Raw genomic sequence first — 20,758 nt, 5'->3', positions numbered from 1 at the left:
ACCCTACAGGGGTGTCCAAAAGCTGTTATCCTGACTTTGTTTCTGGCCGGGGTGCGCCCGCTAACGCCACACCAACCCGCTTCAACCTCAAGTCGCGCGAAGCCGATGGTGACTGGCTTGACGAGAGAGAAGTATTGGACGGAGCCATTGCTCCTATCCGTACCCATGTGACCACAGAGCGCCCCAAGACAATTCTTGCGCGCAACACATCTCCGGACATTCCTTTCGACAAATCGGTCAATCCATATCGCGGTTGTGAACATGGCTGCATCTATTGCTACGCACGCCCTACCCACGCCTTTCATGATCTGTCCCCCGGTCTGGACTTCGAAAGCCGCCTGTTCGCAAAGCCAGACGCAGCAAGACTGCTGCGAGCAGAAATTGCCAAGAAAGGGCATGTGCCAACGCCAATTGCCTTTGGCACCAACACCGATGCCTATCAGCCGATTGAGCGCGACTGGCGGATCATGCGGCAATGCATAGAGGTGCTGGCCGAGGCCAACCATCCAATGACAATTACCACAAAGTCAGATCGCGTGCTTCGTGACCTTGATCTACTTGCGCCCATGGCCGCAAAAGGCTTGGTCGCAGTCGCTGTATCGGTGACCATGCTTAATCCTGATTTGCATCGCATTCTTGAGCCCAGAGCACCGCATCCACGCAAAAGATTGGCTGTATTAAAAGGGCTTGCTGACGCTGGCATAGCCGCGCACGTCAATGTCGCCCCTATCATCCCTGCGATCAATGATGGCGAGATAGAAGCGATTCTCGAACAAGCCGCCCTGATGGGGGCAAAGACCGCAACCTGGATTCCGTTGCGGTTACCGCATGAAGTTGCGCCGCTTTTTCAGGATTGGCTACAGGTCCATTTTCCGGAACGGGCAGGCAAAGTTATGTCAATCGTCCGCTCGATCCGCGAAGGACGGGACAATGATCCCAATTTCTTCCAGCGGATGCGCGGGTCAGGGCCTTGGGCTGACTTGATCCGAACGCGTTTCAAGATCGCTGCCCGCAAGCTGGGCCTCAATCAGACAAAAATACAATTGCGAAGCGACCTGTTCGTTCCGCCGCGCAGCGACGGCCAATTGGCGCTTTTCTGATCAGCCAAAGCTGCCGGGATCGCCTTCCATAGGTGTAAAGCGGATCAGTCGACTGGTTTGAACGGCAGCCTGCCGATTAATGACGGCAACCCGATATTCGGGATCGGTCACCATTTCCAGAAACGCCCCGGCATTGGGATATTGCGCGATAAAGGCCGCATCCCAATGTTCATCGGCCGGGCCGGTCAGCACGGTCTGGAATGCACCGCGCCAAACGACGCTTCCGCCGACACGCTGGAAGATTGGCCCGCTTGTCTTGCCATATTCCTGATAGGCCCGCTCGCCGCTCCACCCCTTACCAGCATTTTCATGCCTCTCGGGATAGGCGGCCACCTCCCGATAGCGAATGAGGTTGAGCATGTGGATCGGAACGTCGCGAGGCAGCGCCTTAAAGGCATTGAACGCCTCACGCGTCGGATCGACATGGGCCTCGCCCGACATCAGCCGAGGCTCCGCAGCTTGTAATCCCTATACTGCTTGCGCAGTTCGGCCTTCTGAATTTTGCCCGTGCCGGTGATCGGCATGCTGTCGACAAAATGCACCTCATCGGGCAGCCACCATTTCGCGATACGCTCGCGCAGATATTCGATTACGTCGGTTTCAGTCAGGGTCTCAGCCTCTGGCTTTTTCACCGCAACGATGATCGGGCGCTCATCCCATTTCGGGTGATAGACGCCAATAGCCGCCGCTTGGGCGACCCCCGGACATCCGACTGCGGCGTTTTCGAGCTCAACCGAGCTAATCCATTCGCCGCCTGATTTGATGACATCCTTCACGCGATCGGTAATCTGCATCGTGCCATCGGGATGGATCACCGAAACGTCACCGGTATCAAACCACTGCTCCGCGTCGGTCGCATCGGCATCAGCCTTGAAATAGCGCTTGATGACCCAGGGCCCACGGATTTGAAGCGCGCCTTCAGTCTTGCCGTCGCGCGGTGCAACATTGCCGTCCTTGTCGATAACCCGCAGTTCGACGCCAAAGGGAATCTTGCCCTGTTTGGAAACGACGTCAATCTGCTGGTCGAGAGTCATTTCATCCCAACCCGGGATCGGCGCACCCATCGTTCCGATTGGTGAGGTTTCGGTCATTCCCCAAGCGTGGGCAACACGCACGCCCTGCCCCATCAACCGCTCGATCATCATCCGCGGTGCTGCGGTGCCGCCAATGGTGACGAGTTGCAGCTTGCCAAGATCGTAACGGCGGCCTGCCGCCTTTTCAGCGTCCAAGTGCTGGAACATGGCAAGCCACACAGTGGGCACGCCCGCGCTGTGCGTGATGCCTTCGTCGAGCATCAATTTGTGAAGCACTGCTGCTTCGTTGGTGGTCGAAAAGACGAACTTTACGCCTGCCAACGCGCCGGCAAAGGGCAGGCCCCAGCTTGCCGCATGGAACATCGGCACGATGGGCAGCAAGGCTGACGTCATCGAAAGGTTGAAGATCGTCGGCGCCACTTCAGCCATAGCGTGCAGCATTGTCGAACGATGCTGGTATAGAACGCCTTTGGGATTTCCCGTCGTGCCGCTGGTGTAGCAGAGCATGCACGGATCGCGTTCGTCGCCCCAAACCCAGTCGAAATTGCCGTCCTGCGCACCAATCCACTGCTCATATTGCTCGCTGTCGAACACGATATAGTGCTCAACCGTTTTCAAATGCGGCTTCAACCGGTCAATGATCGGCTGGAACTGCGCATCATACAACAGCACCTTATCCTCAGCATGGTTCATAATGTAGATCAGGTCTTCATCGAACAGGCGGACGTTTACGGTGTGAATCACACCGCCGCAGCCAATTGCACCATACCAGGCAGCGAGGTGGCGATGATGGTTCATCGCAAAAGTGGCAACACGATCGGCCGGTTTCAGTCCCATTGCAACAAAGGCCTGCGCCATCTTGCGCGCTTCCTTTGCAACATTGGCCCAATTCGTTCGCTCAATGCTACCGTCGGCCCAGCGCGTCACGATTTCGCGTGTTCCATGCTCTCGTTCTGCATAATCGATAAGATGCGTGACCCTTAGGTCCCAATCCTGCATTCCACCCAGCATTATACTCTCCCCTGCCCGTCTGTTTTTAGCGGACACTCATCAGATGCGGTTTTATCGGCGCCAGCTCGACATGACCAACGCCATCGATTTCTTTCACCTTGTCAACAAGCTCTACGTCAAGACGGAATTTTCGTCCAAGCACAATGTCTGCAGTTTTGCCGTTAGCAGCGCGGGTACGGACCACCACTTCCCCGCGTCCACCACCCAGCGGCAGGATCAGGTCCTGCAAGCGGGTAAAGGCGTCTTCTCGCTCAATATCGAGTAGCATCTTGAACTGCGTGTTGGAAACCAGGCCTGCCAGCGGCCGCGCACTGCGCACAGCAATCCGCGGAATTTCTTCGCCCGAGGGTAGATCCATTTCAACATTCAACAGCAGGCATTCAGCACTCTTCGCCCATTCGGCGAGACTGGTGCAAACACCCTCGTCAAAACAGCTTGCCTGAAACTGCCCACTGCTATCGGAAAACTCGGCCTGGACAAAGCGGTTGCCACGTTTGGATTCACGCCATTTGACCGATTGCACCATCGCGGCGATGACACCGGATTTTCGGCTGCCTTCCGGGATTGGCCCGCAATCGATCGTTTCGAGATAGCTTTTGGCGCCATGGCTGGCGGCGATCTGGGTAAATTGTGAAATCGGGTGTGAGGAGAAATAGAAGCCAAAGGCTTCGCGTTCATGCTCCATCGTTTCGGCCACCGTCCACTTTTCGGCACTGGGAAGCCGCATCTTCGTGGCATCTGCTGCGGCATCGCCGCCGAAGAGACCGCCCTGCCCGCTTTCCCGCTGGTCGCGGGCCGATTGTGCGGTCGCCAATATGGTCTCTATACCCGCAAAAACCGATGCACGATTGGCTTCGAATTCATCGAAAGCCCCTGCCGAAACAAGGTTTTCAAGGCTACGCCGGTTGATTTGCGACGGATCGGCCCGGTTGGCAAAATCGTCCAGTTCACGATAAGCACCATTGGCCAACCGTTCGGCGACAATTCCATCCATCGCCTTTTCGCCAACATTTTTGAGGCCCGCCAAGGCATAACGCACTGCCAACCCCTGATCGCATTCTTCCACGCTATATTCGGCATCACTGTGGTTGATCGATGGCGGCAGGCAATGCGTCCCCATGCGGCGCATATCGTCGACAAAAACCGCAAGCTTGTCGGTCTGGTGCATGTCGAAACACATTGATGCTGCGTAAAAGGCTTCCGGGTGATGCCGCTTGAGCCATGCCGTGTGATAGGAAAGCAAAGCATAGGCCGCAGCATGCGATTTGTTGAAGCCATAGCCGGCGAACTTGTCGATCAAATCGAACAGTTCGTTCGCTTTTGCTGCTTCGATCTGGTTATGCTCTGCGCAGCCTTTGACGAAGATGGCACGCTGCTCATCCATCTCCGACTTGATCTTCTTACCCATCGCACGGCGCAAAAGATCTGCACCGCCAAGCGAGTAGCCGGCAAGGATCTGCGCGGCCTGCATCACCTGTTCCTGATAGACAAAGATGCCATAGGTTTCCGCAAGGATGCCCTCGAGCAGCGGATGCGGATATTCGATCTTCTCCTCGCCATTCTTGCGGCGTCCAAACATCGGGATGTTATCCATCGGACCCGGGCGATAGAGTGAAACGAGCGCAATAATGTCGCCGAAATTTGTGGGGCGCACCGCCGCCAGCGTGCGCCGCATGCCTTCAGATTCGAGCTGGAACACGCCCACCGTATCGCCCGATTGCAAAAGCTCGTAAGTCGCTGGGTCATCTAGCGTCAGCTTGTCAAATTCGACAATCACCCCGCGTTTGGCGAGCATTTGCGCAGCTTTCTGCAACACCGACAGCGTTTTCAAACCGAGGAAGTCGAACTTGACCAGCCCTGCCGCCTCGACAAATTTCATGTCGAACTGCGTTACCGGCACGTCCGATCGCGGATCGCGATAGAGCGGCACCAGTTCTGACAAGGGGCGGTCACCGATCACCACACCGGCAGCATGGGTCGAGCTGTGGCGCGGAAGACCTTCCAGCTTCATGGCAAGATCGAACAGGCGCTTCACCTGTTCGTCGCGACGATATTCCTCGCGCAACTCGGGAACGCCGCCCAGCGCCTTTTCTAGATCCCACGGATCTGTTGGATGGTTGGGTACCAGCTTGCACAACCGGTCCACCTGGCCATAGCTCATCTGCAACACGCGCCCGGTATCACGAAGAACCGCGCGCGCCTTCAACTTACCGAAGGTGATGATCTGCGCGACCTGATCGCGCCCATATTTTTCCTGCACATAGCGAATGACTTCGCCGCGACGCGTTTCACAGAAGTCGATATCGAAGTCGGGCATCGATACGCGTTCAGGATTGAGGAAACGTTCGAACAGAAGGCCTAACTGCAACGGATCAAGATCGGTGATGGTAAGCGCCCATGCGACCACAGAGCCTGCACCCGAACCGCGCCCCGGCCCCACCGCAATGTCATGCGCCTTCGCCCATTTGATGAAATCGGCAACGATCAGGAAGTAGCCCGGAAAACCCATAGAGCAGATAACGTCGCACTCAAACTCGAGCCGTTCGAAATAGGGCTTCCGCGCTGCTTCATCGGTAATCCCCGCATGCTCAAGCCTTGCGATCAGGCCTTCGCGAGCGTCATTGCGTAGTTGCTGCTCCTCCGCCTCCCTGTTGCCCGCGAGACTGGGGAGGATCGGCTTGCGCTTTGGCGCCCCGACGCCGCAGCGCTGCGCAACGACCAAACTGTTCGCCAAAGCCTCCGGTACATCGGCGAACAGTTCCGACATTTGCTGCCAGGTCTTGATCCATGCGTGCGGTGAACTTTTCCGCCGATCTTCATTCTCGACATATTCGCCGTCGGAAATGCAGAGCATCGCGTCGTGCGCCGCATAGAAATCGGGTTCGGCAAAACAGGCCGGATTTGTGGCCACCAATGGCAGGTTTCGCTCAAAAGCCAGCGCAATTAGCGCTTCTTCGGCTGCATCTTCGACAGCATCGCCGCGACGGGCAAGCTCGATATAGAGACGATCCGGGAATAGTTTCTGTAACCGGGTGCAATATTCCGCAGCACTATCGAGTTGGCCATCTGCGAAAAGCCGAGCAAGGCCGCCTTCTCCGCCTGCAGTTAACGCGATTAGGCCATCGGTATGACCTTCCAACTGCGCAAAGCGCACCTGTGCTTCGCTGTCATCCGGATTTTCGAGATGCGCCATCGACGTCAGGCGGCACAGATTTTCATAACCCCGCTCATCCTGCGCATAGAGCGCAATCCAGTCACGCACTGATTGCCCGCCACTAAATTCGGGCGGCCTTTGCAGGCCGAGCATCAGCCCCATGATCGGCTGGACGCCCACGCCGCGGCAGCCATCCTCAAAAGGCATGACGCCATACAAGCCGTTACGATCGGTGATTGCGACTGCGGGAAAGCCGAGGCCTTTGGCATATTTGCCGATTGCCTTGGGTTCGATCGCCCCTTCGAGCATCGTATAGGCGGAAAAAACCCGCAAAGGGACGAAGGGTGCAATTGCCATGACAGCAACGTGGTGCAGCGGCGCTGATTCTGCAATCAGAACCAGCGGCTAATTTGTGGACAATTAATACCGCGAAACCGCAGACTTAACCGAGCAGCTTCTCGATATCCTTTTCGAGCGAACCCGGCGTAACTTGCGGACCATAGCGTCCAACCACCTTGCCATCGCGATCCACCAGGAACTTGGTGAAATTCCATTTGATGGCGCGCGTTCCCAAAAGGCCGGCTTGCTGGTCTTTCAGATGTTTCCAAAGCGGGTCCGCATTGTCGCCGTTGACCTCAATCTTCTTCGCGAGCGGGAAAGTGACGTCGTAGGTCAGCGAGCAGAAATTCTTGATTTCCTCTTCGTCGCCAGGCTCCTGCGCACCGAACTGGTTACAAGGGAATGCCATGACAACCAGGCCCTTGTCGGCATATTTCTCGTGCAGCGCTTCAAGTCCTTTATACTGCGGTGTGAAGCCGCATTTGGACGCGGTGTTCACCAGCAACAGCACCTTGCCCTTAAATTCAGACATGTCCTGTTTGGCGCCGCCCGGCATATCGACTGTGAAATCGTGGACATTCATGGTCTTCTCTCCTCCAACACGCCATCGTGCAAGCGCACGACGCGGTCCATTTTGGCCGCGAGGCGTTCATTATGCGTGGCGACCAGCGCGGCAGAGCCTTGTTCGCGCACCAGCGCCATAAATTCGCCCAAAACGACATCGGCGGTATGTTCGTCGAGATTGCCGGTAGGCTCGTCAGCCAGCACCAGCCTTGGCTTGTTCGCGAGCGCACGCGCCACTGCAACACGCTGTTGCTCTCCACCCGATAGCTTTGACGGGCGATGTTCGAGCCGTTCGCCAAGGCCGAGCGTTGACAGCAACTGTGTAGCGCGGTCGCGGGCTGCATCAGGCTCTACTCCCGCAATCAGTTGCGGCAGGACAACATTTTCGAGCGCATCGAAATCGGGCAACAGATGATGGAACTGGTAAACGAACCCAAGTTTCTCGCGACGCACCACAGTCGCACGATCCGGCCCGGCATCCCGCATTTCTTCGCCATCGATCAGGATTGAACCGGTAAAGCCGCCCTCGAGCAGGCCAAGAGCCTGCAACAATGTCGATTTGCCCGTGCCCGATGGCCCCAGCAATGCGACCAACTCCCCTTCGCGGATCGAAAGATCGACGCCGCGGAGCACGTTTATCGTGACATCACCCTGCGTGAAACTGCGCCGCACATCGCGCATTTCGGCCACTGTCTTATTCATAGCGCAGCACCTGCACCGGATCGGTTCCTGCAGCCTTGAAGGCGGGATAGAGCGTTGCAAGGAAACTGAAAAACAGCGCCAATGTGCAGATCGCCAATACTTCGAACGGGTCGGTACGCGACGGCAATTCGGTAAGGAAGCGGATCGAAGGATCCCACAGTTCGAGGCCGGTGACGAACTGGATAGCCGTTACGATCGATTGCCGGAAAAACAGGAATATGAAACCGAGGATGAGCCCGGCGACCATGCCGGCCACGCCAATCAACAGTCCCACCGTCACGAAAATCTTGAGCAGCGATTGCCGCGATGCCCCCATTGTCCGCAATATGGCTATGTCGCGGGTTTTGGCGCGCACCAGCATGATCAGCGACGAAAGAATGTTGAATACCGCGACCAGCACGATGATCGACAGCACGATGAACATTGCCACCCGCTCGATGGCGAGCGCCTCGAACAGAGAGGCGTTCATGCTTTTCCAATCAACGATGACTGCCTTGTCCGCGATCTTCGGCTGCAGCGGTGCAAGGATATCGTTGACCTGATCCGCATCGGTGGTTGTCAATTCGATCATCCCGATCTGGTCGCCCATCAGCATCAGTATTTGTGCATCCTCGATCGGCATGATTACGAACGCTTTGTCATAATCATAGACGCCGACTTCGAAAATCGCCGCAATCTCATAGGATATTTCGCGCGGCACGGTGCCGAATGGGGTGGTTCGGCCTGCGGGGTTAATGATGGTAATCCGCTGCCCGAGCCTGACGCCCAAATTCTGTGCAAGTCGCGAACCGATCGCCACCCGTTCGCTGCCCGGGCGTAGCGATTTCATGTCTCCCGCCAGCGTCTTGCCTTTGAGCGTCGGGTTAGTGAGAATGTCGCGCACTTCCATCCCGCGCGCCAAGATGGCTTCGACCCGTCCTTCGCTGGTGGCAAGCAAGGGTTGTTCGATCAACGGGGATGCCTCGACCACGCCCGGTGTTTCGCGAACATCCTTGAGCACATCGCGCCAATCCGCGAGCCGACCGCCATATCCCTGGACAACAGCGTGCCCGTTAAGCCCTACAATCTTGTCGAAGAGCTCGGCGCGAAAGCCGTTCATCACACTCATGACGATAATCAACGCCGCGACGCCAAGCGCAACCGCGATTAGACTGATCGTCGCGACGAGGAAGATGAACCCTTCGCCCTTGCCTGGCAGCACATAGCGCCTGGCGATCATGCGTTCATAACGGTTGAGGATCATGTCGGTCTAGGTTCCGGCATAGTATTGTTGCCCCAGCCTTTAGGGGGCGTATCTGATACGCGCAAGCCAAAGCCTATATTACACAATTGTTGCAGTCAGGACACACTCTCGGAAAAAGCGTCAGTCCGAACCAGAGAATCGTTGCGAACGCATCGGATTGCGTCATCTTGCACGGGCTGAATAGGTTCATCGCTGAATGGCCATGGTTCAGGGGGATTAAGCCCCGCGCGACTTGCGAGAACGCATAGCGGCAGGGCTTCGACGAGTTTTCGTCAATCAGGCCGTCCAATTTCGATTGGGCGGCCTTGATTTTTGTTTCGCACAATCCATCTAAGCGTTGAGGGAGCCGGAGACGGTCCCTCAACCAGAACGAAAGCGCCGTGCATGCGGGCTTTCAACAGAACCAAATTGCTCAAACAGGAGAATTTGACATGAACCGTTTTGATTTCACCCCCTATCGCCGTAGCACCGTCGGTTTTGACCGCTTGTTCGACATGCTGGAAAATGCCCGAGGCGTAACTCATGGCGATAACTATCCGCCTTTCAACATTGAACGCACCTCGGAAACCGAATATCTGGTGACGATTGCAGTCGCCGGTTTCAAGCCCGATGAAATCGACATCACTGCTCAGCAGAACCTGCTGGTTGTTTCCGGCCAGAAGAAGGTCGACAGCAACGACAATCGCGATTTCCTGCACCTCGGTATTGCCAACCGGAATTTCGAACGCCGCTTCCAGCTTGCGGACCATGTGTTCGTGCGCGGAGCTGACCTCGCCGATGGTCTTCTGACCGTCCAGCTGGAGCGTCAGGTTCCTGAAGAGCTGAAACCGCGCAAGATCCTGATCGGTGGTTCAACCCCGACCGTGATCGAACATGACGATGCAAAGAAAAAGGGCGGCAAGGCTGCCTGAATGAAAAAGCCCCTCCCGCTTGCGGGAGGGGACTTCTATTAAACCAACCGGCTCTGTTCCACCGCTGCTTCTATGAAGCTGGCGAACAATGGATGCGGATCAAATGGCTTGGATTTGAGTTCGGGGTGGAACTGAACCCCGATGAACCAGGGGTGATCAGGCCTTTCGACGATTTCAGGCAGCAAGCCATCGGGTGACATGCCGGAGAATATCAGGCCGCCCTTTTCGAGTGACTCCTTATAGGCACCATTGACCTCATAACGGTGCCGATGGCGTTCCGATATGGTGGTTGCGCCGTAAATCCCCGAAACATGGCTGTTACCCGCCAGCTTGGCTTCATAGGCACCAAGACGCATCGTACCACCAAGGTCGCCGCCCGCTTCGCGCGTTTGCAAGCCTTCTTCGGTCATCCATTCGGTGATGATGCCGACAACCGGTTCATCAGTCGGGCCGAATTCGGTGCTCGATGCCTTTTCGATCCCCGCCGTATTCCGGGCACCTTCGATGCAGGCCATCTGCATGCCGAGGCATATACCGAAAAACGGTACCTTGCGTTCGCGGGCAAAGCGCACAGCGGCAATCTTGCCTTCGGAACCGCGCTCGCCGAATCCGCCGGGAACAAGGATCGCGTGCATCGGTTCAAGCGCCGCAGCGATATCGCTGTCGTCTTTTTCGAACAATTCTGCATCGATCCAGTTGATGTTGACCTTCACCCGGTTGGCAAAACCGCCATGGGCGAGCGCTTCGTTTAGCGACTTATAGGCATCTGCCAGACCGACATATTTGCCGACCACGCCAATGGTGACTTCCCCTTCGGGATTCTGCTGTCGATCGAGGATATCCTCCCACCGGCGCAGATCCGGAGCTACGCCAGGAGTGATGCCAAATGCACGCAACACCTCATAATCGAGGCCCTCTGCATGATATTGCAGTGGCACAGCATAGATTGATTTCGCATCGAGCGCCGGAATGACAGCTTCTTTGCGCACGTTACAGAAAGCCGCAATTTTCGCGCGCTCGCCTTCGGGCAACGGATGTTCACAGCGGCACAGCAGGATATCGGGCTGCACACCCAGTGCAGTCAATTCCTTGACGCTATGCTGTGTCGGCTTGGTCTTAAGCTCGCCCGCTGCGGCTATGTAGGGCACAAGCGTGACGTGGACGAAAACAGTCTGCTCACGCCCCAGTTCGTTGCGCATTTGGCGGATGGCTTCGATGAACGGCAGCGACTCGATATCGCCGACGGTCCCGCCGATTTCGCACAGTACGAAATCGAGGCCTTCGGTGTCGGCCTTTGCGAATTCCTTGATCTCGTTGGTGACGTGCGGGATCACCTGCACCGTTGCGCCCAGATAATCGCCGCGTCGTTCTTTCGTTATGATGTCACGATAGATACGACCTGAGGTGACGTTATCCGATTGCCGGGCCGACACCCCCGTGAAGCGCTCATAATGGCCGAGATCAAGGTCGGTCTCTGCGCCATCATCGGTCACATAGACTTCGCCATGCTGATAGGGCGACATCGTGCCCGGATCGACATTAAGATAAGGATCGAATTTACGAATGCGGACCTTGTAGCCGCGCGCTTGCAAAAGGGCTGCCAGCGAAGCTGCCATAAGACCTTTGCCAAGCGAGGAGACCACGCCGCCGGTGATGAAAATGTACCGCGCCATGGGAGGAAAGGCCTAAGACGAGTTTCGGGGATTCGGCAAGGGGCGAATGCCCGCCGAAGTAAAATAATTGTGGAAGCCCGAGCACATCGGCGCCCGCGCTTCCGGATTTTCTGCTTATTTATCCAGCGGGACGTCGCTAGCAGGAGCGGCAGGAGCTGCCTGCCCGGTTGCACCATCGGCCGCAGGCGCGGCTGCAGGATCGACATTCTGCGCAGGGGCCGCCGGTGCAGCGCGTTCCAGCGTCTCATCAACGCCCGCCGGCGCGCCGCGCTTTGCAGAAACAAAGGCCATGGCAATGGCAAGAACGATGAACAAGGTCGCAAGGATCGCCGTTGTACGGGTCAAAAAGTCACCTGCCCCACGCGCCGACATCAGGCCGGACGGGCTTCCTCCCATGCCAAGGCCGCCGCCTTCAGAACGCTGCATCAGGATGACACCGACAAGCGCAGCCGCGACCACAGCAAATACGACGAGAAGAAAGTGAAAAAGACCCATTGGAATGTCCGATTAAATGAAGCCCAGAAGGCTGGAATGCCGCCCACATAAGGACGCACGCCAAGTTTTTCAAATGTTATTGGTTTTGTGGGAGCCGCAAAGGTTCGAACGGATTGCCCCAATTCCTCAAGCTGCAGCTGCGGCAGCTTGAACTATCGGCAGGAATTTTTCCGCTTTCAGGCTCGCGCCGCCAATTAATCCGCCGTCGACATTGGCAATTGCCAGCAGGCTTGCGGCATTTTCACCATTCATCGAACCACCATAAAGAATGCGAATGGCAGCACCATCTTCACCGAAACGAGCGACCAACGCGCCGCGAATGGCGGCATGCATCGCGGCCACATCTTCGACAGAAGGTATCCGACCGGTACCGATAGCCCATACAGGTTCATAGGCGACCGAGAGCCAATTGCTTGCTGCTTCATCCGGAAGCGAGCCGGCCAATTGCCCCAACACAATGGCCTCAGCCTGCCCGGCGTCACGCTCTGCCTCGGTTTCCCCCACGCAAACTATGGCCCCTATTCCCGCGCGCTTGGCGGCTAGCGCCTTGCCGCGAATGTCGGCATCGCTTTCACCTTGGGCTGCACGTCGCTCGCTATGGCCGACGATCGTCAGCTTTGCTCCAGCATCAGCAAGCATTTCCGCCGAGACGCAACCAGTGTGAGCGCCAGATACCGCCATATGGCAATCCTGCCCGCCGATAGCCATTGACGCGAACCGCGTTGCCGCGGTCTGGATCAATGTTGCTGGAACGCACAATGCTGTGTCGACACCCAGATGAGCAGAAACCGCATCGGCTATGGCGGCAATATCTGCAAGCTCAGCCTGCAATCCGTTCATTTTCCAATTGCCCGCAATAAGCTTGCGCATGTCTAATCCCCCTGGCGGTCTGTGTCTGGAAATTGTGATTCGGCGCGCTAGCAAATCCAAGGTGCAAATCCAAATGGCCTTCGCGCTTGATTGCCCGCCGACTGCCGCCTAAAGCGGGCACCGATTGCGCTTAGCCATACCATTTTCAGGACCGATATGATCAGTTTCATCCGCAAGCTTCTGGGTTCACGCTGGGGTGCCATGTTCGCCCTCGCCTTCGTCGTGCTCGTCGGCTTTGCCTTTGCCTTGGGCGACGTTACTGGTTCGGGCAGCTTTGGCGGGTTGGGCCAAGGCCATGTAGCCAAGGTGGGTAAAAAGAGCATCGGCCTTGGTGAATTCCAGGACCTGCTAGACAACAGCCTTCGTGCCGAGCGCCGCGACAACCCAACGCTTGATATGGCCAAATTCGTAGAGAGCGGCGGCCTTGACGGCACGCTGGATCGCTTGATCAATCGTTATGCCCTGTCGGCATTTGGTGAAGAACATGGAATTGCTGTCAGCAAGCGCCTCGTCGATTCCGAAATTCGCAAGCTGCCCAACGTCAATGGTCCTGATGGCAAGTTCAGTGAACAGGCGTTCCAAGCCTTCCTGCAAGGACTCGACCTGACCGAGCAGATGATCCGTGATGATTTCACGCAGAATCTGTACGCGCAGCAAATCCTGCCGGTTGCCGGCGTTGGTGCGCCCGCACCGAACAGCCTTGTCCTGCCTTATGCTTCGCTGCTTCTGGAACGGCGCTCAGGCGACGTAGCGCTGGTTCCCTCGCAGGCATTCCTGCCGACCACGCCGCCAACCGACGCACAGTTGCAGGCATTTTACCGCGCCAACTCGGCGCGTTTCACCATCCCTGAAAAGCGGGCCATCAGCTACGCCTTTTTCGACGCATCGATTGTAGAGGGCAAAGCTGACGCGACCCCCCAGGAAATCGCCGACTATTATAAAGCCAATGCCAAGCAATATGCGGCTTCGCAGACTTTGGACATTAGCCAGCTCGTCTTCCCGACCGAAGCGGCTGCAAAGGCTGCGCTCGCGAAATTGAACGCAGGACAGTCAATGGCGGCTGTCGCTTCCGAACTGGGCCTCAGCGCAACCAATAGCAGCGGCGTAACCCGTGAAGCGCTGACCAGCTCTGCATCCAAGGCGGTTGCCGATGCCGTTTTTGCAACCGCAGCAGGTAAAACCGCCGCACCGACGCGTGGCGGCCTCGGTTGGTATTTGGTCAAGGTAAATGCGGTGAAACAGATCGCCGCGCGTCCGCTTGCCTCGGTCAGCGCCGAAATCGCCAAGACTATTGAAGCCGAAAAGAGAGCCGAACTATTGTCGGACCTGACTTCCGAGATAGAAGACGAATTTGCTGGCGGTGCCACCATTGCCGACATGGCAAAAGCCAATGGACTGAAGGTCGAAACCACCCCCAAGCTGTTTGCAAATGGCCAGAACCCGGCATCACCTGCCTATCGGCCGATCCCCGAAATGCAGCGTATACTGCCCGCCGCATTTGAAATGGAAACCGATGGCGAGGCGCAGCTGATCGAAATCGTTCCGGGCGAGAAGTTCGCAATGGTTTCGGTCGCCGATTTCGAAGAGGCTGCTCCGCCGCCCATCGCGGAGGTACGTGATATTGTTGTCCAGCAATGGGCGCTGGCAGAAGGCTCCAAGCGCGCAAAAACTGCAGCCGAACAAGTGCAGCGCGCCGTATTGGGCGGGAAGTCGCTGGCCGAAGCGATGGCTTCGCTCCCGGTCAAACTGCCAGGTGTCGAAACGGTTTCGGGAACGCGGATGGACCTCAACCGCGAAGGCCAGCAGATGCCGCCTCCGCTGGCCATGATGTTTGCCATGAAGAAAGGCACTGCAAAGACTTTGGATGCTGGACGCAATCAGGGTTGGTTCGTGGTTCACCTCAACGAGGTCATCAAGGGCGACGCCAGCAAGGACCCGCAACTGGTTGCAGCGCGACAGCAAGAAATGCTCAGCCTGTTGCAACAGGAATATGCCGCCCAGCTTATCAATGCTGCACGCACCGAAGTCGGCGTGAGCAAGAACGAAAGCGCAATCAAGGATATCCGCCGCCGCCTGACCAATCAGGATGCGGCACAGTAAGGCTATTTGGACGGGTATGCACGACAACAGCTCTACCCGTCAGGCCGATATTGCGCGTGCCCAGCTTGCCGAAGGAAAATCGGCAATCGTCTGGCGCGATCTTATCGCTGATACCGAAACCCCTGTTTCCGCGGCACTGAAATTGTTCGAAGCCGGACGCGGCGACTTCATTCTGGAATCGGTTGAAGGCGGGGCGGTTCGCGGGCGCCACAGCCTCATTGGCCTTGCCCCTGACCTTGTGTTCCGCGCGAATGACGATGCAGCCGAGATCAACCGAAATTGGCAGACTGACAGGGCTGCTTTTGTAACGACCGGCGAAGGCGCGTTGGCTTCGCTGCGCAAGTTGGTTGAAGCTTGCCGGATTGATATGCCCGATGGGCTGCCTGCAGCCTTTGCCTCGCTTGTCGGCCATTTCGGATATGAAACCATCGGTCTTGTAGAAAAACTGCCGCGACCACCGGCAAATCCGATTGATCTGCCGGACATGATGTTTGTTCGCCCAACGGTGGTGCTGGTTTTCGATCGCTTGGCCGACCGGCTTTATATCGCAGCCCCAATATGGCCAGAAGGCGGAGACCCGGAGCGCTTGATCGACGCCGCTTTTGAGCGGATTGATGCAGTCGCTGCAAAACTTGCGCAACCAGTTCCAACCGGATCGGCGCATGTCGACCTTGCTGCACTGCCAGAACCGGTCGCCGCCGTTCCGCCTTCGAAATATCGCGAGATGGTTTTGAAGGCTAAGGACTATATTGCGGCAGGCGATATCTTCCAGGTGGTGCTCGCACAGCGTTTCTCACTGCCCTTCACCCTTCCTCCGGTCGATCTCTACCGCGCATTGCGACGGATCAACCCCTCGCCTTTCCTCTATTTCCTCGACATGCCAGGCTTCGCGCTGATCGGCTCGAGCCCGGAAATCCTTGTGCGTGTCCGCGATGGCGAAGTCACCATTCGCCCGATCGCCGGCACTCGCCCACGCGGCAAAACTGCACTCGAAGATGCCGAAAACCGTGACAGCCTGCTTGCCGATCCCAAGGAGCGTGCCGAGCATCTGATGCTCCTCGACCTTGGCCGCAACGATGTCGGCCGCGTAACTGAGGGCGGCAGTGTGACGGTCACCGACAGCTATATGGTCGAATTCTATAGCCATGTAATGCACATCGTATCCAACGTGGTCGGCCGCTTGGCAAAGGGCAAGGACGCATTGGACGCGCTGTTCGCGGGTTTTCCCGCAGGTACCGTCAGCGGCGCGCCCAAAGTCCGCGCCTGCGAAATCATCGCCGAGCTCGAGCCTGAAACCCGCGGCGCCTATGCCGGCGGTGTCGGCTATTTCAGCCCGGACGGGAATATGGACAGCTGCATCGTGCTGCGTACCGGCATCGTCAAGGACGGGATGTTGCACGTTCAGGCGGGCGCCGGCATCGTCGCCGACAGCAACCCCGAATATGAACAGCGCGAATGCGAAGCCAAGGCAGGCGCCCTTATGGCCGCCGCCCGCGAAGCCGTTCGCGTGGCTGGAGAAGCAGGGTTCGGACAATGAGCAATAACCGCATCCTTGTCATCGACAATTATGACAGCTTTACCTTCAACCTCGTCCACTATCTGCAGGAACTGGGCGCTGAGGTGGAGGTAGTTCGCAATGACGCGATTTCCGCCGGCCAGGCGCTATCGAGCGGTGCGCAAGCTTTCCTGCTCTCCCCCGGTCCATGCACACCCAATGAAGCAGGTATTTGCCTCGATATGGTCGCGGCCTGTGCAGAGGCAAAGAAGCCACTTCTCGGCGTTTGCCTTGGGCACCAGACCATTGGCCAGCATTTTGGCGGCAAGGTCGTGCGCGGCGGGTTGATGCACGGCAAGACCAGCCCAGTCAGCCATGATGGTACTGGGCTGTTTACTGGCCTGCCCTCACCGTTCACCGCCACCCGCTATCACTCGCTGATTGTCGAAGACATTCCCGACGAGTTGATCGTCAACGCAACCAGCGACGATGGCCATGTGATGGGCTTCCGCCACCGCGAACTGCCCATCCATAGTGTGCAGTTCCACCCAGAAAGCATCGCTACCGAGCACGGCCATGCGATGCTCGCCAATTTCATGAAGGCCGCCGGAATGACGCCAAAGGATAGGGCATGACGCTTTCGCTCGCCCAATCCGAAGCGCTGTTCGGCCAAATGCTCGATGGCGCGATGTCCGATGTCGAGATCAAGGAAACCTTGGTCGAAATGGCAGAGCGCGACGAGACGTCAGAGGAAATTGCAGGCGCCATCCGCGCGATGCGCGCACGAATGATACGCGTCATCGCTCCCGAAGGCGCCATTGATGTCTGCGGGACGGGCGGTGACGGCGCGCACAGCCTGAATGTCTCGACCGCAGTCGCCATCGTAGTTGCGGCCTGCGAGGTGCCGGTCGCCAAACATGGTAATCGTGCGGCATCAAGCAAGGCTGGTGGTGCCGATACACTGGAGGCGCTAGGCCTAAATCTTGACCGCGCTGCGGAAACTGCGGAGCAAACCTTGGCCGACCTCGGCATCGCCTTCCTCTTCGCTCAGAAATACCATCCCGCACTCGGTCGTCTCGCCCCAATCCGCAAAGAAATTGGCCGACGCACCATTTTCAACCTGTGCGGGCCGGCTTGCAATCCTGCCGGCGTAAAACGCCAATTGATCGGTGTCGCGCGACCAGACTTTCTGCCAGTTTATGCCGGCGCGCTTGAAATGCTGGGCTATGAGGATGCGATGCTCGTTGCCGGTGATGAACCGCTCGACGAACTGTCGATTTCCGGTCCGAGCAGTTTTGTTCGGTTGGGCCAGTCGCAAGAGCGCGTCAGCCCGGAAGAGGCCGGTCTGCCCTGCCATGCATCCGAAGCGCTGAAAGGCGGCGATGCTGACTATAATGCAGTTGCACTCCGCCGCTTGCTCGCAGGATTGCAGGAAACCGGGCAGGACCGCGCCTATCGCGATGCCGTCCTTTTCAACAGCGCCGCCGCGTTGATGGTTGCAGGCCATGCGAATGATTGGAAGTCAGGGGTCGAAGAGGCCGCCGAGGCCATTGACAAGGGACTGGCCAAAGCCCTGCTCGATTGCTGGATCAATTTCTGATGGCAAACAAACTGGACGAGATCTGCGCGACGAAACGCGTCGAAGTTGCCCAACGCAAGCCCTTGGGCCTGTCACACTGGCAGTCCCCGTCCGCGGTTCGCGGTTTTGAAAACGCCTTGCGCGCCAAGGCGCAAACCGGTTTCGCACTGATCGCCGAAATCAAGAAAGCCAGTCCGTCAAAAGGGCTTATCCGACCCGATTTCAATCCGCCCGCCCACGCCCGGGCTTATCAAGCGGGTGGCGCTGCCTGTTTGTCTGTCCTCACCGACGCGCCTTATTTTCAGGGCCATGAGGATTACCTGATCGCAGCGCGTGCTGCGTGCGACTTGCCCGTCATCCGCAAGGATTTCATGGTCGATCCATGGCAGTGCGCCGAAGCAAGGGCGATGGGGGCCGATGCGATATTGATTATTGTCGCCGCTCTTGAAGATTCGCTGATGTCGGAAATCGAAGACGCAGCGCGTGCCGAGGGACTCGATGTCCTGGTTGAAGTGCATGACGAGAGTGAGATGGAGCGAGCCCTTTCCAAGCTTCAATCCCGCCTGATCGGGGTCAACAACCGCAACCTCAAAACCTTCGAGGTTGATCTGGCAACGACCGAGCGTTTGGCGGGCATGGTGCCTGATGATGTATTGCTGGTCTGCGAAAGCGGCATTGCTACCCATGCGGATTGCCTGCGCATGGCCGAAAGCCGCGTTCGCACATTCCTTGTGGGCGAAAGCTTGATGCGACAGGCGGATGTTGAAGCCGCGACGAAAATGCTATTGTCAGGCGCATGACCAAGCTGACTCATCTCGACGACGCGGGAAATGCCGCAATGGTCGATATATCGGCGAAGGATTCCACCGTCCGGGAAGCGCAGGCCGAAGGACGGATTTCCATGTCGGCAGAGGCGCTGGCAGCGATCCGCGAGGGTGCCGTGAAGAAGGGTGATGTCCTCGCCACCGCGCGCATCGCCGGCATAATGGCTGCAAAGAAGACAAGCGAGTTGATACCGCTGTGCCATCCGCTTGCATTGTCCAAGGTGGCGGTCGATTTTGAATTCGAAAGCGATGGAATCCGCGTCACCGCCCTTGCCCGGCTGACCGGCCAGACGGGGGTGGAGATGGAGGCGATGACAGCCGCCTCCGTGGCGCTGCTGACCATTTACGACATGGCCAAAGCGCTCGATAAAGCGATGGTTATTTCCGGCGTTCGCTTGCTCTCGAAAAGCGGAGGCAAGTCGGGCGACTGGCGGGCTGCATGATTTCAATCGAGGAAGCGCAGTCGCGGATTTTTGCGCTCAAGGGTCCAGTTGAGACAGAGCTAATGCCGCTCACCGACGCTGCGGGCCGCTGGGCGGCCGAGGATGTCATCGCCCTGCGCACCCAACCCGCACGCGATCTCTCCGCAATGGATGGGTACGCCATCCGCTTTGCTGATAAGGGCGGACCCTGGAAAGTGATCGGCGAAAGTGCCGCGGGCAAGCGTTTTAGCGGGACAGTCGGCGCTGGCGAAGCAGTTCGCATCTTTACAGGAGCGGTGGTTCCTGAGGGTGCCGATACCGTGATCATCCAGGAAAATGTCGCACGCGATGGCGACGCCATTACGCTTAGCGGCGATGTACCCAAGAAGGCCGGTGCAAATGTCCGCCATGCAGGCGGCGATTTCATCGAAGGAAAAATCGTCATTTCCAAAGGAGCCGAATTGCACGCGCGCCACATCGCATTGGCGGCAATGGCTGGCCATGGAGCCTTGCGCGTTGCCCGAAAGCTCCGCATCGCATTGGTTTCGACCGGCGATGAACTTGTGACACCGGGCTTGCCTTGCGCTGACGATCAAATCCCCTCGTCCAATGGTTTCATGCTCGCAGCGATGCTCCGTCACTTGCCTGCCGACATCAGCGAATTTCCTGCGGTGGAGGACAAACTTGACGCCTTGACCGCTTTGTTCCGTGACTTGTCAGAGCACGATATCATAGTCACCACGGGCGGTGCCTCGGTAGGCGACCATGACCTTATCGTTCCCGCGCTAAAGGCAGCTGGGGGAAAGCTGGATTTCTGGAAAATCGCGATGCGCCCGGGAAAACCTGTGATTGCCGGAAGCATAGGCAATGCGATTGCCTTGGGTTTGCCTGGCAATCCGGTGTCCGCATTCGTCACCGCGACGCTCTTCCTGAAACCCTTGATTGCGCATCTTTGCGGCGCTGCGCAGCCCTTGCCGACGCGACTCAAGGCAAAAACCGGCGTCGAACTCGCCCAGAACGGCGAACGCACCGATCATTTACGGGCGCGGTTGATCGACGGAGTCCTGCATCCCGTCGGCATCAACGATAGCGCCATGCTCGCGGCTTTATCCGAAGCTAACGCATTGATTATACGTGATCCGAATGCGGCAATGGCCAATGCGAGGAGCGAAGTGCTCTATTATCCCTTGGGCAGTTGAGATGCTGGCCCATAGCAGGGCTTGACAACCCCCCTATTTGTTT

General features: G+C 57.5%; 18 protein-coding genes. 9 read left to right on the top strand and 9 right to left on the bottom strand.

Features of this window, described 5'->3' with window-relative positions:
* Window positions 1-11 precede the first annotated feature (11 nt).
* The gene (locus ACFSAG_RS02740; RefSeq protein WP_381511162.1) at window positions 12-1,100 is read left to right on the top strand and encodes a PA0069 family radical SAM protein; all 1,089 of its coding nucleotides are present in this window, start codon (window positions 12-14) and stop codon (window positions 1,098-1,100) included.
* Here ACFSAG_RS02740 and ACFSAG_RS02735 read toward each other — a convergent pair whose 3' ends face one another.
* From ACFSAG_RS02735 to ACFSAG_RS02710, 6 genes are all read right to left on the bottom strand, one after another.
* Window positions 1,101-1,541 carry a DUF1330 domain-containing protein gene (locus ACFSAG_RS02735; RefSeq protein ID WP_381511160.1) on the bottom strand — a complete coding sequence of 147 codons (441 nt, stop codon included), beginning with the start codon at window positions 1,539-1,541 and terminating at the stop codon, window positions 1,101-1,103. It lies immediately after the preceding gene.
* A complete protein-coding gene (locus ACFSAG_RS02730) occupies window positions 1,541-3,145 on the bottom strand; it encodes a long-chain fatty acid--CoA ligase (RefSeq protein ID WP_381511158.1) in 1,605 nt (534 codons plus the stop codon). The genes ACFSAG_RS02735 and ACFSAG_RS02730 overlap by 1 nt, the downstream gene beginning before the upstream one ends.
* A gap of 25 nt (window positions 3,146-3,170) precedes the next feature.
* Complete coding sequence (dnaE, locus tag ACFSAG_RS02725) at window positions 3,171-6,656, bottom strand: DNA polymerase III subunit alpha (RefSeq protein WP_381511156.1); 3,486 nt, start codon at window positions 6,654-6,656, stop codon at window positions 3,171-3,173.
* Window positions 6,657-6,741: 85 nt separating this feature from the next.
* Window positions 6,742-7,221, bottom strand: a complete 480-nt coding sequence (locus tag ACFSAG_RS02720) for a glutathione peroxidase (protein WP_381511154.1) — start codon at window positions 7,219-7,221, stop codon at window positions 6,742-6,744.
* A complete protein-coding gene (locus ACFSAG_RS02715; RefSeq protein WP_417766382.1) occupies window positions 7,218-7,904 on the bottom strand; it encodes an ABC transporter ATP-binding protein in 687 nt (228 codons plus the stop codon). Before ACFSAG_RS02715 ends, ACFSAG_RS02720 begins: the two co-directional genes overlap by 4 nt.
* Complete coding sequence (locus tag ACFSAG_RS02710) at window positions 7,897-9,147, bottom strand: lipoprotein-releasing ABC transporter permease subunit (protein WP_381511152.1); 1,251 nt, start codon at window positions 9,145-9,147, stop codon at window positions 7,897-7,899. The genes ACFSAG_RS02715 and ACFSAG_RS02710 overlap by 8 nt, the downstream gene beginning before the upstream one ends.
* A 431-nt stretch (window positions 9,148-9,578) precedes the next feature.
* On the opposite strand from ACFSAG_RS02710, the gene ACFSAG_RS02705 reads away from it, so the two are divergent.
* Complete coding sequence (locus ACFSAG_RS02705) at window positions 9,579-10,058, top strand: Hsp20 family protein (RefSeq protein WP_381511150.1); 480 nt, start codon at window positions 9,579-9,581, stop codon at window positions 10,056-10,058.
* 38 nt (window positions 10,059-10,096) lie between these two features.
* Here the strand turns inward: ACFSAG_RS02705 and ACFSAG_RS02700 are convergent, their stop codons facing one another.
* From ACFSAG_RS02700 to tpiA, 3 genes are all read right to left on the bottom strand, one after another.
* Entirely contained in the window at window positions 10,097-11,731 is a 1,635-nt protein-coding gene (locus tag ACFSAG_RS02700) for a CTP synthase (protein WP_381511148.1), read from the bottom strand.
* Between the two features lie 114 nt (window positions 11,732-11,845).
* Window positions 11,846-12,226 (bottom strand): preprotein translocase subunit SecG, encoded by a 381-nt coding sequence (secG, locus tag ACFSAG_RS02695; protein WP_381511146.1) that lies wholly within the window; start codon window positions 12,224-12,226, stop codon window positions 11,846-11,848.
* Between the two features lie 126 nt (window positions 12,227-12,352).
* Window positions 12,353-13,096 (bottom strand): triose-phosphate isomerase, encoded by a 744-nt coding sequence (gene tpiA / locus ACFSAG_RS02690; protein ID WP_381511144.1) that lies wholly within the window; start codon window positions 13,094-13,096, stop codon window positions 12,353-12,355.
* A gap of 156 nt (window positions 13,097-13,252) precedes the next feature.
* On the opposite strand from tpiA, the gene ACFSAG_RS02685 reads away from it, so the two are divergent.
* The 7 genes from ACFSAG_RS02685 to ACFSAG_RS02655 are packed head-to-tail and all read left to right on the top strand — an operon-like array spanning window position 13,253 to window position 20,715.
* Window positions 13,253-15,196: a peptidylprolyl isomerase gene (locus tag ACFSAG_RS02685; RefSeq protein ID WP_381511142.1), complete on the top strand. Its 1,944-nt coding sequence runs from the start codon at window positions 13,253-13,255 to the stop codon at window positions 15,194-15,196.
* Window positions 15,197-15,212: 16 nt separating this feature from the next.
* Window positions 15,213-16,733, top strand: a complete 1,521-nt coding sequence (gene trpE, locus ACFSAG_RS02680) for an anthranilate synthase component I (RefSeq protein WP_381511140.1) — start codon at window positions 15,213-15,215, stop codon at window positions 16,731-16,733.
* Entirely contained in the window at window positions 16,730-17,326 is a 597-nt protein-coding gene (locus ACFSAG_RS02675) for an anthranilate synthase component II (RefSeq protein WP_381511139.1), read from the top strand. The genes trpE and ACFSAG_RS02675 overlap by 4 nt, the downstream gene beginning before the upstream one ends.
* Window positions 17,323-18,291 (top strand): anthranilate phosphoribosyltransferase, encoded by a 969-nt coding sequence (gene trpD, locus ACFSAG_RS02670; protein WP_381511138.1) that lies wholly within the window; start codon window positions 17,323-17,325, stop codon window positions 18,289-18,291. Before ACFSAG_RS02675 ends, trpD begins: the two co-directional genes overlap by 4 nt.
* Window positions 18,291-19,070, top strand: a complete 780-nt coding sequence (trpC, locus tag ACFSAG_RS02665; RefSeq protein WP_381511135.1) for an indole-3-glycerol phosphate synthase TrpC — start codon at window positions 18,291-18,293, stop codon at window positions 19,068-19,070. Before trpD ends, trpC begins: the two co-directional genes overlap by 1 nt.
* Window positions 19,067-19,537: a cyclic pyranopterin monophosphate synthase MoaC gene (gene moaC, locus ACFSAG_RS02660; protein WP_381511133.1), complete on the top strand. Its 471-nt coding sequence runs from the start codon at window positions 19,067-19,069 to the stop codon at window positions 19,535-19,537. The genes trpC and moaC overlap by 4 nt, the downstream gene beginning before the upstream one ends.
* Complete coding sequence (locus ACFSAG_RS02655) at window positions 19,534-20,715, top strand: molybdopterin molybdotransferase MoeA (protein ID WP_381511132.1); 1,182 nt, start codon at window positions 19,534-19,536, stop codon at window positions 20,713-20,715. Before moaC ends, ACFSAG_RS02655 begins: the two co-directional genes overlap by 4 nt.
* The last annotated feature ends 43 nt before the right edge of the window (window positions 20,716-20,758 follow it).

The sequence above is a fragment of the Sphingorhabdus buctiana genome (genome assembly GCF_042680825.1).
GTDB classification, from domain to species: domain Bacteria; phylum Pseudomonadota; class Alphaproteobacteria; order Sphingomonadales; family Sphingomonadaceae; genus Sphingorhabdus_B; species Sphingorhabdus_B buctiana.
This window is presented reverse-complemented; position numbering and strand designations above follow the sequence as displayed.

Coding starts and splice junctions, on each gene's coding strand:
- ACFSAG_RS02685 (WP_381511142.1), top strand. CDS start 13,253: ATGATCAGTTTCATCCGCAAGCTTCTGGGTTCACGCTGGGGTGCCATG.
- ACFSAG_RS02675 (WP_381511139.1), top strand. CDS start 16,730: ATGAGCAATAACCGCATCCTTGTCATCGACAATTATGACAGCTTTACC.
- trpE (WP_381511140.1), top strand. CDS start 15,213: ATGCACGACAACAGCTCTACCCGTCAGGCCGATATTGCGCGTGCCCAG.
- secG (WP_381511146.1), bottom strand. CDS start 12,226: ATGGGTCTTTTTCACTTTCTTCTCGTCGTATTTGCTGTGGTCGCGGCT.
- ACFSAG_RS02730 (WP_381511158.1), bottom strand. CDS start 3,145: ATGCTGGGTGGAATGCAGGATTGGGACCTAAGGGTCACGCATCTTATC.
- ACFSAG_RS02655 (WP_381511132.1), top strand. CDS start 19,534: ATGATTTCAATCGAGGAAGCGCAGTCGCGGATTTTTGCGCTCAAGGGT.
- moaC (WP_381511133.1), top strand. CDS start 19,067: ATGACCAAGCTGACTCATCTCGACGACGCGGGAAATGCCGCAATGGTC.
- ACFSAG_RS02715 (WP_417766382.1), bottom strand. CDS start 7,904: ATGAATAAGACAGTGGCCGAAATGCGCGATGTGCGGCGCAGTTTCACG.
- trpD (WP_381511138.1), top strand. CDS start 17,323: ATGACGCTTTCGCTCGCCCAATCCGAAGCGCTGTTCGGCCAAATGCTC.
- tpiA (WP_381511144.1), bottom strand. CDS start 13,096: ATGCGCAAGCTTATTGCGGGCAATTGGAAAATGAACGGATTGCAGGCT.
- ACFSAG_RS02700 (WP_381511148.1), bottom strand. CDS start 11,731: ATGGCGCGGTACATTTTCATCACCGGCGGCGTGGTCTCCTCGCTTGGC.
- ACFSAG_RS02710 (WP_381511152.1), bottom strand. CDS start 9,147: ATGATCCTCAACCGTTATGAACGCATGATCGCCAGGCGCTATGTGCTG.
- trpC (WP_381511135.1), top strand. CDS start 18,291: ATGGCAAACAAACTGGACGAGATCTGCGCGACGAAACGCGTCGAAGTT.
- dnaE (WP_381511156.1), bottom strand. CDS start 6,656: ATGGCAATTGCACCCTTCGTCCCTTTGCGGGTTTTTTCCGCCTATACG.
- ACFSAG_RS02720 (WP_381511154.1), bottom strand. CDS start 7,221: ATGAATGTCCACGATTTCACAGTCGATATGCCGGGCGGCGCCAAACAG.
- ACFSAG_RS02705 (WP_381511150.1), top strand. CDS start 9,579: ATGAACCGTTTTGATTTCACCCCCTATCGCCGTAGCACCGTCGGTTTT.
- ACFSAG_RS02735 (WP_381511160.1), bottom strand. CDS start 1,541: ATGTCGGGCGAGGCCCATGTCGATCCGACGCGTGAGGCGTTCAATGCC.